We start from the raw sequence: 11936 nt of genomic DNA, 5'->3' as shown, positions 1-11936 counted from the left end.
GGCAACCTTAGTGTGCAAAGTGATCCCATCCCCCGGTGTCCGCGGCCCGGCCCGCTATCAGGACGCCCGGGCCTTCGTCGGTTCCGAGTGCATGTACCGAGCCTATCGCAGTGAATCCGGGTGGCAGCTGAATGCCGGCCGGGAAAGTGGCCAGCAGGCCGTGGTCCTCGCCGCCGGCCAGCACCCAGGGTGCCGGGTCCGTGTCCAGGAGGGTCGCGGCCGGGCGCAGCAGTTCGGCAAGGTGCGCCAGCCGGGCGGGATCGAGGTCGACGGCGACGTTGCTGGCGGCCGCCAGCCGTTGCCCGTCCCGCAGGAGTCCGTCCGAAACATCAAGCATGGCCGTCGCCCCCGCAGCCCGTGCAGCCGGCCCTGCGTCCAGGGGCGGCCGGGGCCGGCACTGCAGGTCGGGGAAGATCCGTTCGGCGGGGCCGAGGGTGTCCGCGGCGATGCCGGATTCCAGCAGGGCCAGGCCGGCAGCGGCATGCCCGACGGTTCCGGCCAAGGCCAGGACATCTCCCGGCCGGGCGCCGGACCGCAGGACAGCCCGGCCGCCGTCGAGCGTTCCCAGGACGGCGACCGTCACGGAAATCTCGCGGCCGCGGCCCAGGTCCCCGCCGGCAACGGAACACCCGGTGGCTCCGAGGGCCTGGATTCCAGCTGCCAAGCCGTCCGCCAGGCCTTCCACCCAACTGACCGGCGTGTCCACCGGCAGGGTGAGGCTGACCACCATGGAGGTTGCCGTGGCACCCATCGCGTTGATATCGCTGAGGTTCTGGGCCGCGGCTTTCCACCCGACGTCGAATCCGGTAGTGCGGTAGCCGTTGGGCCAGAGGAGGCGGAAATCCTGGTCCTGGACTTGGGTGTCGATGCTGACCACCGCCCTGCCGTCCGGGGCAGCGACAATGGCGGCATCATCCCCGGGGCCCAGCAGCGTGCTTGCCGTGTGGGAGCCCGCCATCCGCAGGCGCGGGAAGATCCGGGCCAGCAGGTCTGATTCGGACAGGCCCGCAACGGTGGGCTGGCGGTCAACGCGGTTTCGGAGGTCTTCAGGCACGCCACTACGCTACCGCGACCGGCCGACATCGTGTCCTGGCGGGGGCGCCGGCGGCGATAGGCTGGAACCATGCACCATCCCCAGCTGCCCCTGACCGCCCGCGCCACCAGGATGGCAGTTCTTGGGGCAGTCGCCGCCCTGTCCATGACTGCGTGCTCCCCAGCGGTCGACGTTACCGCCGCCAAGGACGCGGCAAACCCTGCCTGCGCGCCGATGATGGTGGCCCTGCCGGATGCGATCGGCGATTCCCGGCTGCGGAAGACCAACAGCCAGGCGACTGCCGCGTGGGGTGATCCGTCGCTGGTCATCCTCCGCTGCGGCGTCAACGTGCCGGGCCCGACGACGGACCGCTGCGTGACCGTCAACGGCGTCGACTGGGTCATCAAGGAAGGCGATCCGGTGTGGACGCTGACCACTTACGGCCGGGAACCGGCCACGGAGATCCTGATGGACCCTGACAAGATCAGCTCCGCAACCGTTCTCGCGGACCTGGCAGGCGCCGCCGCGAAGGTCCCGTCGGTGCGGAACTGCGTGGGTCAGGAAGACCTGCAGAACCTCCCGCAGAGCAAGTAGGTTCTGCGGGCCCAACCACCGGGTTGGGCCCGCGGTTCAGCCCGGGGCTTCAGCGGAGGCCGGTCTTCCGGTGCAGCGCCAGGTGGATGAGCTCATCGATCAGGTCTGCGTAGCCCAGTCCCGAGGCCGCCCACATTTGCGGGTACATGCTCTTGGGCGTGAACCCGGGCATGGTGTTGATCTCATTGATGATCAGCTCACCGTCGGGGGTGTAGAAGAAGTCAACGCGGCTCAAGCCCTCGGCGCCCACGGCATCGAAGGCCAGCGCTGCCAGCTCACGGACCCGCGAAATGGCTTCTGCCGGAATGTCCGCCGGGCAACTCAGCGCGGCAGCATCGTCCTCGACGTACTTGGCGTTGAAATCATAGAACTCGTGGGTGCCGCCGGCGACCGATATCTCCCCCGGCATGGAGGTCCGGGGAGCGTCCGTTCCCCTGCCTTCCAAGACCGCGCACTCAATTTCGCGTCCCACGATTCCGGCCTCGATGACCAGTTTGAGGTCGTGTCGGCGTGCTTCCTCGATCGCGGCGTCGAGCTCGTCGAGGGAGTCCACTTTGGAAATGCCCATGGACGAGCCCGCGCGTGCGGGCTTGACGAAGACGGGGAAGCCCAGCCGGTCCACCTGTTTCCGAACGGATTCGGGGTCATTGCGCCACTGCCTGTCGGTGACCGCCACGTAAGGGCCAACGCGGAGCCCGGCGGCCTCGAAGACCACTTTCATGTAGTGCTTGTCCATGCCGACGGCGGAAGCCAGGACGCCGGCACCCACGTAGCGGGTGTCCGACAATTCCAGGAGCCCCTGGATGGTGCCGTCTTCGCCGAAGGGTCCGTGCAGGAGCGGGAAGACGACGTCCACGGCGCCCAGTTCCTGGGGTACCTCGTTGGGGGAGGCGACAATCAACTGGTGTTCGCCGCCGATCTCGGCCAGGGTTACGGTCTGGGCGGACGGCGATACTTCCGGCAACGATGAAGCCGCCAAGGACCATTGCGCGGTATCGGCCGGCGCCAGGACCCATTGCCCGGTCTTGGCGATCCCGATCGGGATGACCTCGTACTTCTCCCTGTCGATGGCGCCGAGCACGCCGGCTGCCGTCACGCAACTTACGGCGTGCTCGCTGGAACGGCCGCCGAACAGCACGGCTACCCGCGGCTTCCTGCTGCTCGCCGTTTCCCCTGTGGTGGGTGTGTCTTGGGACATGGTCAGTAATCGCCTTCAGGTTTCAATTCCCGGGACAGCAGGACGGGCCCCAGTTGGTCAACGGACAGCTTGCCTGCCAGCACCGCGACGACGGCGGCGGTGATAGGCATTTCGACGCCGAGCTTACCGGCAAGTTCGTGCACGGCCTGGCCGGACTTGATGCCTTCGGCGGTCTGGGTCATTTTGCGGCCCACCTCGTCCAGGGTCAGCCCTTGGCCGAGGAGCCGGCCGGCGGTGTGGTTCCGGGACAATGCGGACGAGCAGGTCGCCACAAGGTCACCCAGCCCGGCAAGGCCGGCCATGGTCTTGGCTTCGCCGCCGAGCGCCAAGGCGAGGCGCGAGGTCTCCGCCAGGCCGCGGGTAATGACCGAGGCTTTGGTGTTGTCCCCCATTTCCTTGCCTTCGCAGATGCCCACGGCCAGCGCGATCACGTTCTTGACGATGCCGCCGATTTCGACGCCGACGACGTCGGACGTGGTGTAGGGACGGAAGTAGGGTGCCGTGCAGGTTCTGGCGAGCCACCCGGCGGTCGCGGAATCCGCGCAGGCCACCACCGACGCCGTCGGCTCTTCGCGCGCGATTTCCATGGCCAGGTTGGGCCCGGAGACCACGGCGATGCGTTCGGGCGGCAGGCCCAGTTCCTGGCTGATGACCTCACTCATGCGGGCATCCGTGCCAAGTTCGAGGCCCTTCATGAGGGACACGACGACGGCTCCGGGCTCGATCATGTCCTTCCATTCCCGCAGCTGCGGGCGAAGGGATTGGGCAGGGACGGCCACCACCACAAGATCGGCCCCGGCCAGCACCTCCCCGACGTCAGTGGAAGCGGTGATGCTGGCGGGCAGGACGATGTCCTTGAGGTAATCGCTGTTGCGGTGGGCCTGGTTGATCTGGTCCACCACCTCGGCGCGCCGGCCCCACACCTTGATTTCGCGCGGGCTCCCGGCGGCGCCGGCGGCGTCTGCGAGGATCTTCGCGAAGGTGGTCCCCCAGGAACCGGCGCCCAGGACAGCCACGGTCCGGGCAGATCCTGGCCTTCGGTCAACGGTCACTGTGCATCCGTTTCCGGGCCGGACTGCTGTCCGCGGTCGATGAACCGTCCGTGCTTGGCCTGTTGCTGCTTGGCCGGATCCCAGCGTTGAGCCGGCGGCTCTTCCCCGCGCAGGCCCGCCAGCAGGTCGGTGATCGCGGCCATGATGACCTCGGTGGCTTCGGTCAGCGTCGCTTTGTCCAACGGGCGGCCGCTGAAGGCGCTGAGGTCCACCGGGTCCCCCACCACTACCCGGGAAAGCTTCCGCGGGAACAGGTGGAACCGCTTGCCGTAGCGGGGAAACACCTCATGGGCGCCCCAGTGGGCGATCGGCACTACGGGGATTCCGCCTTCAAGGGCGAGCCTGGCCGCACCCGTATGGCCTTTCATGGGCCAGAGCGCGGGGTCGCGGGTCAGCGTGCCCTCCGGGTAGATGATGATCGCTCCGCCCTCGGCCACGATTTCCTGGGCCACCTGCAGCGACCGGTTCGCACCCGTCGTCGAACGCTCAACGGGGACCTGCTTGGTGGCGTTCAGGAGCCAGCCCAGGCCGGGGACTTTGAACAGGCCGGCCTTGGCCAGGAAGTGCGGGGCACGCCCCTGGTTGTAGAGCATGTGTCCCACAACCAGGGGATCGATTTCGGTGCAATGGTTGGGTGCGGCGATGAAGCCGCCGGCAGGGAGTTTCTCGGTGCCTTCCCATTTCTTGGCCATCATGAGGTTCAGCAGCGGACGGGCGATCCCGGCGATGAACACGAACGTGGCCCTGCTTTTGGCAGTTTCCTTCACGGTCCGCCGCTACTTCGTGGTGGCGATGTCGAAGTCGGCACCGAGGCCGGCGAGCTTTTCGGTGAAGCGTTCGTAGCCGCGGTTGATGATGTCGATGCCCGTGACCCGGGAGGTTCCGGTGGCGGCCAGGGCGGCAATGAGATGGCTGAACCCGCCGCGCAGGTCCGGCACGTCGATATCCGTTCCCTTGAGCTGGGTGGGACCGGAGATGACGGCCGAGTGCAGGAAGTTGCGCTGGCCGAACCGGCACGGGACGCTTCCGAGGCACTCACGGTGGACCTGGATGCTGGCGCCCATGCGGATGAGGGCGTCGGTGAAGCCGAAGCGGTTCTCGTACACCGTTTCGTGGACGATTGAGACGCCCTCGGCCTGGGTCAATGCGACCACCAGCGGCTGCTGCCAGTCCGTCATGAATCCGGGATGGACGTCCGTTTCAAGGACCAGCGGGGTGAGCTTGCCGCCCTTGTGGTAGAACCGGATGCCGTCCTCGCCGATGTCCATTCCGCCGCCCACTTTGCGGTAGGTGTTCAGGAAGGTCATCATGTCGCGCTGGGATGCGCCTTCAACGAAGATGTCACCGCGGGTGACCAAGGCGGCCGAGGCCCAGGACGCGGACTCGTTGCGGTCCGAGAGCGCGCGGTGGTTGTAGCCGCCGAGGTCGCGGACGCCCTCGATTCGGATGGTCCGGTCCGTCTGGACGCTGATGATGGCGCCCATCTTCTGCAGCACGGCGATCAGGTCGATGACCTCCGGCTCGGTGGCGGCACCGGAGAGCTCCGTGATGCCTTCCGCGCGGGTGGCGCTGAGGAGGACCTGCTCGGTGGCCCCCACGGACGGGTACGGCAGCGAGATCTTGGCGCCGTGCAGTCCCTTTGGTGCGGAGATGTGGATCCCGCCGGGGCGCTTTTCCACGACGGCGCCAAACTGGCGCAGGACGTCCAGGTGGTAGTCGATGGGGCGGTCGCCGATCTTGCAGCCGCCGAGGTCGGGGATGAACGCTTCCCCGATGGCATGGATCAGTGGACCGCACAGCAGGATGGGAATCCGGGAATCGCCGGCGTGCGCATCGATGGCGGTGCTTGAGGCCGTCTTCGCCGACGTCGGATCGAGGGTAAGGTCGCCGCTGACCGGGTCTTTCTCCACGGTCACGCCATGCAGCTGCAGCAGGGACGTGACGACCTCGACGTCCTTGATCTCCGGCACGTTGCGCAACACCGAGGGTTCGTTGCCCAGCAGTGCTGCCACCATGGCCTTCGGTACAAGATTCTTTGCCCCGCGGACGCTGACGCGGCCGGTAAGCGGGACTCCGCCGCGGATTGTCAGAACACTACTCATATACCGGTTTCCTCACGATCACTAGCCCACAAATCCTTGCAAAGGCTCCAACCAAGCATAGGAGGTCGCGTTACCGAACCGAAATAAGCGGGCGCCGGCGGCAGTCCGTGGCGGGGTATTTCCTGCCGCCGGGCCCGTTCCTGCGCGCTAGGACAGCCGGGCGGGAAGTGTCTTCGGCTTGAAGCTGGGGCGGGTGGCCTCGTACGCCGTGATGTCGGCTTCATGCTGGAGGGTCAACCCAATGTCGTCCAGGCCTTCGAGGAGCCGCCAACGGGTGTAGTCGTCGATCTCGAAGGGCGCCACGATGGGACCGCACACGACGGTCTTGGACTCAAGGTCCACCGTGACTTCGGTTCCGGGCGCGTTTTCGAGCTCCTTCCAGATCAGTTCAATGTCGTCCTGCGCCACCTGGGCGGCCAGCAGGCCCTGCTTGCCGGAATTGCCGCGGAAGATGTCGGCGAAACGGGAAGACAGGACGGCCTTGAACCCGTAGTCCTTCAGCGCCCAGACGGCGTGTTCGCGGGAGGATCCGGTGCCAAAGTCGGGCCCTGCAACGAGCACCGAACCGGTGGTGTAAGGCTCCTGGTTGAGGATGAACGAGGGGTCTTTCCGCCAGGCGGAGAACAGGGCGTCCTCGAACCCGGTCCGGGTGATGCGCTTGAGGTACACCGCCGGGATGATCTGGTCGGTGTCGACATTGCTCTGGCGCAGCGGGACGCCAACGCCGGTGTGCTTGGTGAACTTTTCCATGGTGCTGTCCTAGGCTGCGTGGCTTGCGGATGGGGTTTGGGCAGGCTCAACCACCGGCTCGGGAGCCGGGTCAAGGTCCGACGGCGAGCTGAGCGTGCCTCGGACTGCCGTGGCTGCTGCCACCACCGGGGAAACCAGGTGGGTGCGGCCGCCCTTGCCCTGCCGGCCTTCGAAGTTCCGGTTGGAGGTTGAGGCGCAACGCTCCCCCACTTCCAGCTGGTCCGGGTTCATGCCCAAGCACATGGAGCAGCCGGCAAAGCGCCATTCGGCACCGAAGTCCTTGAAGACCTTGTCCAGGCCCTCGGCCTCCGCTTCCAGGCGGACGCGGGCAGAGCCAGGGACCACCAGCATCCGGATGTTGGGGTCCTTTTGCCGGCCGCGGATGATGTCGGCAGCGGCGCGCAGGTCCTCCATCCGGGAGTTGGTGCAGGAGCCCAGGAAGACGGTGTCCACGCGGATGTCCTTCATGGGCGTGCCGGCTTCGAGTCCCATGTACTGCAAGGCGCGCTCGGCAGCGGCCTTGGCGTTTTCGTCGCCGAAGTCCTCCGGTGACGGCACGGACTCGGACAGGGATACACCCTGGCCCGGGTTGGTGCCCCAGGTGACAAACGGCTCCAACGTGTTGGCATCCAGGTCCACCTGCACGTCGAAGGTGGCGTCGTCGTCGGTACGCAGCGTGTTCCAGTACTCGACGGCGGCGTCCCAGTCCGCGCCTTCAGGCGCGTGGGGGCGGCCCTTCATGTACTCGTAGGTGGTCTGGTCCGGCGCCACCATGCCGGCCCGGGCGCCGGCCTCGATGGACATGTTGCAGATGGTCATCCGGGCTTCCATGGAGAGCGCGCGGATGGCGGAGCCGCGGTATTCCAGTACGTAGCCCTGGCCGCCGCCGGTGCCGATCTTGGCGATCACGGCGAGGATGATGTCCTTGGCGGTGACGCCCGGGCGCAACGTGCCCTCGACGTTGATGGCCATGGTCTTGAAGGGCTTCAGGGACAGGGTCTGGGTGGCCATGACGTGCTCCACCTCGGAGGTGCCGATACCCATGGCCAGCGCGCCGAAGGCGCCGTGGGTGGAGGTGTGCGAGTCGCCGCAGACCACCGTCATGCCGGGTTGGGTCAGGCCGAGCTGCGGGCCGACCACGTGGACGATGCCCTGTTCGGCGTCGCCCAGGCTGTGCAGGCGGACGCCGAACTCGGCGCAGTTGTTGCGCAGGGTCTGGATCTGGGTCCGGCTGGTGAGGTCGGCAATCGGCTTGTCGATGTCCAGCGTGGGGGTGTTGTGGTCCTCGGTGGCAATGGTCAGGTCCGGCCGGCGCAGCGGGCGGCCGGCGAGCCGCAGCCCTTCGAAGGCCTGCGGGGAGGTAACTTCGTGGACCAGGTGGAGATCGATAAAGAGGAGGTCGGGCTGGGCGTTGGCTCCTTCGCCGTCGCCTTTGCGCACCACGTGCGCGTCCCAGACTTTCTCGGCCAATGTCTTTGCCATGGCCATCTCCCTTCACTGCTGTTTGGCTGATGAGTCCAACTGAATCAGGACGGCTCCGCACTGCGCCAGCCGAAAGATTTGCATCTCAGATATTGAGACGGCAATATCATTACATGGACAATTCTAGTGGAGTCGGCGTCATTGATAAAGCAGCCCAGGTGCTCGATGCTCTCGAGGCCGGCCCCACCACGCTGGCGCAACTCGTGGCCGCCACCGGACTGGCCCGGCCAACCGTCCACCGGCTCGCCCTGGCACTCGTCCACCACCGGCTGGTCAGCCGCGATATCCAGGGCCGGTTCGTCCTTGGCAGCCGGCTCGTGGAACTTGCCTCGGCAGCGGGCGAGGACCGCCTGATCGCCTCCGCGGGCCCCGTCCTGATGCAACTGCGGGACGCCACGGGCGAAAGCGCCCAGATCTTCCGCCGGCAAGGCGACTGGCGTGTGTGCGTCGCCTCCGCCGAACGCCCCATCGGCCTGCGCGACACCATCCCGGTGGGCACGCAGCTGTCCATGAAGGCAGGCTCTGCCGCCCAGGTACTGCTCGCCTGGGAAGACCACGACCGGCTCCTCGAGGGCCTGCAGTCAGCGCGCTTCACGCCCACCGTCCTGGCAGGCGTACGACGACGCGGCTGGGGACAGAGCCTTGGCGAACGTGAGCCCGGGGTCGCCTCCGTCTCCGCGCCGGTGCGGGGACCGTCCGGCCGGGTGATCGCCGCCGTCTCAATTTCCGGCCCGATCGAGCGGCTGACCCGCCAGCCGGGACGCCTGCACGCAGAGGTGGTCTGCAACGCCGGCCGCATCCTCACCGAAGCACTGCGCAAGACAAACGACTAAGGCCACCCACCGCGTTGTCCGCTCCAGCGGACGGCGCGGCCACTAGGCTGTGGCCATGGGCAGCTACGCAGTCTTCCTCCGTGGAATCAATGTTGGCGGAATCAACATCAAAATGGCGGACCTTCGGGACGCCTTGAAAGCTTCGGGTTTCGCGGATGCCAAGACACTGCTGGCCAGCGGGAACGTAGTGCTGACCAGCAGCCTGGACGCAGCCGGCGTCAAACGCGAAACCGAAAAATGCCTCCGGACAGCGTTCGGCTATGAAGCCTGGGTGGTCGTCGTGGACGCCGGACGGGTGGCCGAACTGGTGGATGCCTGCCCGTATCCGGAAGACGACAAATCCACCCACACCTACATCACCTTCTCCTCAGATACCGCAACCCTGGACGAACTGGAAGCGGCCGGCGCAGCCATTGACGGCCAGGACCAGAAGCGCCTTGGACCTGAAGCGCTGGCGTGGCTGGCGCCGGTGGGCGGCACCCTGGAAAGCCCCTTCAGCAAGATCAGCTCGAAGGCCAGGTTCAAGTCCGCTACCACCACCCGCAACCTGCGCACCCTGGTCAAAGTCCGGGATGCAGCGGCCGCCATGGCGTCGGACTCCTAAACGGCTCCAGCGGACGCCCCCCCCCCCCCCGCACGGAGGACCACTCCCCGCCGGGCGGCGCGGGGTTCAGTCCATTGAGCGGGGATTGTCCGCCAGCGAATTCCGGGCAAATAAAAAATGGTCCCGGGCTGATGCCCGGGACCATTCCATGGTGACCCCAGCGGGATTCGAACCCGCGTTACCGCCGTGAGAGGGCGGCGTACTAGGCCGCTATACGATGGGGCCGCGTACTTTCCGGCAGCGTTTCCGCTGCTCGGCTCAGTGAGTATTTCACACACTTTGCCGTGGTTTCAAATCGGCGAACCGAATGGAAACCTTCTGTTTTGCGTGCCCGAATGGGCTTCAAACCAGAGCTGGGATACCAGGACTCGAACCTAGAATGACGGTACCAGAAACCGTAGTGTTGCCAATTACACCATATCCCAATGGCACTTTCGGGCCGGATTCCAGGGCGTTTTCCCTGCTCCGTGCGCCTCAGCACGAGAAATTACTTTACCCGAGACTTGGGGCTCGCACAAATCCGGCGCGGCCTGCGCCTCCGGGCTTCGCGAAAGCGAACCGTCCAAACCCTTGCCCGGCATCCACCGTTATGGTTACCCTCGAGTAAGTTACCGATCAGTAACAAGCCCCCTGCCCTGTCCCCCGGGGCACCCACGAGGTCAAGGGACCGCCCTGCCAACCACGGTTTCGCCACCGGACACCGCTGTCCGGCGGAAGTTAGGAAGTGTCAGCGTTGACAACCCGTACAGCAGCCATTGCAACCGCAACCCGCAAACCCCGGCCACAATTCATCGCCATCATGGCCCTCTCCCTCCTGCTCGTCCTCTTCCTCGCCTTCTATACCTACCTCACGGGCCAGATCGCCAACGGCTCTGCCCAGCTGATGGACGGGGCGGAACAAGCCGCAGCAGGCGCCGCCCAGCTCAAGGACGGCTCTGGCCAGCTGGCAGCGGGAGCGGGCGCAGCAAACAAGGGCGCCGCGCAAGTGCAGGACGGATCGCTCAAGGTCAAGGACGGCACCACCCAACTCAACAACGGAGCCCTCGCCCTGCAATCGGGTGCGGGCAAGATCTACTCAGGAGTCAGGGACCAGCTCGCCCCCGGTGTGGACAAACTTCATGCCGGAACCACCAAGCTGCAAAATGACGTCCTGAACAAACTCGTCCCTGGCGTCTACCAGGTGGATGACGGCGCCCGGAAGCTCCAGGCCGGCGCCGTGGCGCTTTCCGCAGCGCTCACCCCCACCGCGGCCGGCAACGCCCCCAACAACCTTGCCGACGGTGCCGGACAGCTGGCGTCGGGTACGGGCCGGCTCGCGGCAGGCGCAGGCCAGCTCGACGCCGGCGCCACCAGCCTGAGCGCAGGGACAGCGGCGCTGAAGAACGGGACAGCACAGCTGAAGGGCTACCCAGGTGCCGGGAACGATCCAACCAAGGGAGACGGGCTGGCCGCGCTCAGCCAGGGGCTGGACCAGCTTGAAGCAGCAGCGAACGGGCCCCAGGGCCTGGTTCCCCTGGCCGTCATCAAGGACCAGATCGCCAAGTTGGCCGACGGCGGCCGGCGCGCCTACGCGGGAGCGGGCCAGCTCGATGCGGGAGCAGCAAAGCTGAACGACGGCGCCGGGCAGCTCAAGGCCGGAACCGGCAGCCTGGCCGCGGGAGCCGCCCAGCTGGATGACGGGGCGGGCCGGCTGAAGGCGGGCTTCGCCACGCTGGCGGAGAAGCTCAACGCCACCGATCCCCAAAACCCCGGCGTGGTGCTTGGCACCTCGATGCTGGCGGACGGCACGGCAAAGATCCGGACCGGCATGGATGGCGTCCCCGGCGATCCGGACAGCCCCGGCCTGATCTACGCCGCCAACAACCTCCAGGACGGCACCACCAAACTCAGTGCCGGCGTCAATGGCGACGGCGACCCCGCCAACCCGGGACTCCTGGCCGGAACCGAGGCATTGTCGGAGGGCACCACCACCCTGAGCCAGGGCACCGGACAACTGCAGTCGGGGTCCGCCCAGCTGGCGGATGGAACCGGGAAACTCGCCGACGGCAACGGCAAGCTTGATGACGGTTCGGGCAAGCTGGCCGACGGTGCCGGCAAGCTGGCCGAGGGCAACGCCAGGATCGCGGCCGGAACGCAGGAACTGCACACGAAGGTGGCCGCCGTGTCGCCGTCGTCCTGGCTGGACAGCCCCGTCACGGCATTGCTGCTGATCGCCCTGCTGGTGGGGGCCGCCGTCGGCGGGTATCTCATCCTTCGCCGCACCGCCCTGCTCAGGGCCGCCTGATGAA

The 11936-nt window shown here is 66.8% G+C and carries 11 protein-coding genes and 2 tRNA genes; 4 read left to right on the top strand and 9 right to left on the bottom strand.

The window, feature by feature from the left end; translation table 11 throughout:
* Positions 1 to 7: 7 nt before the first annotated feature.
* Positions 8 to 1054 (bottom strand): thiamine-phosphate kinase, encoded by a 1047-nt coding sequence (gene thiL, locus QRM95_RS10155; protein ID WP_285247635.1) that lies wholly within the window; start codon positions 1052 to 1054, stop codon positions 8 to 10.
* A 69-nt stretch (positions 1055 to 1123) separates the two neighbouring features.
* Between thiL and QRM95_RS10150 the strand changes: the two genes are divergently transcribed.
* Positions 1124 to 1627, top strand: a complete 504-nt coding sequence (locus QRM95_RS10150; protein ID WP_285247634.1) for a DUF3515 domain-containing protein — start codon at positions 1124 to 1126, stop codon at positions 1625 to 1627.
* Positions 1628 to 1676: 49 nt separating this feature from the next.
* Here the strand turns inward: QRM95_RS10150 and QRM95_RS10145 are convergent, their stop codons facing one another.
* The 6 genes from QRM95_RS10145 to leuC all read right to left on the bottom strand — a co-directional run bounded on the left by QRM95_RS10145 (position 1677) and on the right by leuC (position 8211).
* On the bottom strand, positions 1677 to 2825 hold the full coding sequence (locus tag QRM95_RS10145) for a D-alanine--D-alanine ligase family protein (protein WP_285247633.1): 1149 nt from the start codon (positions 2823 to 2825) through the stop codon (positions 1677 to 1679).
* A 2-nt stretch (positions 2826 to 2827) separates the two neighbouring features.
* A complete protein-coding gene (locus QRM95_RS10140; RefSeq protein ID WP_285247632.1) occupies positions 2828 to 3877 on the bottom strand; it encodes an NAD(P)H-dependent glycerol-3-phosphate dehydrogenase in 1050 nt (349 codons plus the stop codon).
* Positions 3874 to 4644, bottom strand: a complete 771-nt coding sequence (locus QRM95_RS10135) for a lysophospholipid acyltransferase family protein (protein ID WP_285247631.1) — start codon at positions 4642 to 4644, stop codon at positions 3874 to 3876. Before QRM95_RS10135 ends, QRM95_RS10140 begins: the two co-directional genes overlap by 4 nt.
* 9 nt (positions 4645 to 4653) lie before the next feature.
* Positions 4654 to 5979 (bottom strand): UDP-N-acetylglucosamine 1-carboxyvinyltransferase, encoded by a 1326-nt coding sequence (murA, locus tag QRM95_RS10130; RefSeq protein ID WP_285247630.1) that lies wholly within the window; start codon positions 5977 to 5979, stop codon positions 4654 to 4656.
* Between the two features lie 147 nt (positions 5980 to 6126).
* On the bottom strand, positions 6127 to 6729 hold the full coding sequence (leuD, locus tag QRM95_RS10125; RefSeq protein ID WP_018760034.1) for a 3-isopropylmalate dehydratase small subunit: 603 nt from the start codon (positions 6727 to 6729) through the stop codon (positions 6127 to 6129).
* Positions 6730 to 6738: 9 nt separating this feature from the next.
* Positions 6739 to 8211 carry a 3-isopropylmalate dehydratase large subunit gene (gene leuC / locus QRM95_RS10120; RefSeq protein ID WP_285247629.1) on the bottom strand — a complete coding sequence of 491 codons (1473 nt, stop codon included), beginning with the start codon at positions 8209 to 8211 and terminating at the stop codon, positions 6739 to 6741.
* A 113-nt stretch (positions 8212 to 8324) separates the two neighbouring features.
* Here leuC and QRM95_RS10115 point away from each other — a divergent pair, with 113 nt between their 5' ends.
* Together QRM95_RS10115 and QRM95_RS10110 are read left to right on the top strand one after the other, a co-directional pair.
* Entirely contained in the window at positions 8325 to 9044 is a 720-nt protein-coding gene (locus QRM95_RS10115) for an IclR family transcriptional regulator (RefSeq protein WP_285243965.1), read from the top strand.
* Positions 9045 to 9099: 55 nt separating this feature from the next.
* Complete coding sequence (locus QRM95_RS10110; RefSeq protein ID WP_285247628.1) at positions 9100 to 9648, top strand: DUF1697 domain-containing protein; 549 nt, start codon at positions 9100 to 9102, stop codon at positions 9646 to 9648.
* Positions 9649 to 9797: 149 nt separating this feature from the next.
* Here QRM95_RS10110 and QRM95_RS10105 read toward each other — a convergent pair.
* Both QRM95_RS10105 and QRM95_RS10100 read right to left on the bottom strand, forming a co-directional pair.
* Positions 9798 to 9873: transfer RNA gene (locus QRM95_RS10105), tRNA-Glu, on the bottom strand.
* 128 nt (positions 9874 to 10001) lie between these two features.
* Positions 10002 to 10073 (bottom strand) — tRNA-Gln (locus tag QRM95_RS10100).
* Positions 10074 to 10381: 308 nt separating this feature from the next.
* Here QRM95_RS10100 and QRM95_RS10095 point away from each other — a divergent pair.
* Positions 10382 to 11932 (top strand): hypothetical protein, encoded by a 1551-nt coding sequence (locus QRM95_RS10095; protein WP_285247627.1) that lies wholly within the window; start codon positions 10382 to 10384, stop codon positions 11930 to 11932.
* Positions 11933 to 11936: the final 4 nt, after the last annotated feature.

The organism is Pseudarthrobacter sp. efr-133-R2A-89, from assembly GCF_030209315.1.
GTDB lineage: Bacteria > Actinomycetota > Actinomycetes > Actinomycetales > Micrococcaceae > Arthrobacter.
This window is presented reverse-complemented; position numbering and strand designations above follow the sequence as displayed.

Bases quoted from the DNA above. Each gene is read 5' to 3' on its own strand.
- QRM95_RS10150 (WP_285247634.1), top strand. From the start codon at position 1,124: ATGCACCATCCCCAGCTGCCCCTGACCGCCCGCGCCACCAGGATGGCA.
- murA (WP_285247630.1), bottom strand. From the start codon at position 5,979: ATGAGTAGTGTTCTGACAATCCGCGGCGGAGTCCCGCTTACCGGCCGC.
- leuD (WP_018760034.1), bottom strand. From the start codon at position 6,729: ATGGAAAAGTTCACCAAGCACACCGGCGTTGGCGTCCCGCTGCGCCAG.
- QRM95_RS10115 (WP_285243965.1), top strand. From the start codon at position 8,325: ATGGACAATTCTAGTGGAGTCGGCGTCATTGATAAAGCAGCCCAGGTG.
- leuC (WP_285247629.1), bottom strand. From the start codon at position 8,211: ATGGCAAAGACATTGGCCGAGAAAGTCTGGGACGCGCACGTGGTGCGC.
- QRM95_RS10110 (WP_285247628.1), top strand. From the start codon at position 9,100: ATGGGCAGCTACGCAGTCTTCCTCCGTGGAATCAATGTTGGCGGAATC.
- QRM95_RS10145 (WP_285247633.1), bottom strand. From the start codon at position 2,825: ATGTCCCAAGACACACCCACCACAGGGGAAACGGCGAGCAGCAGGAAG.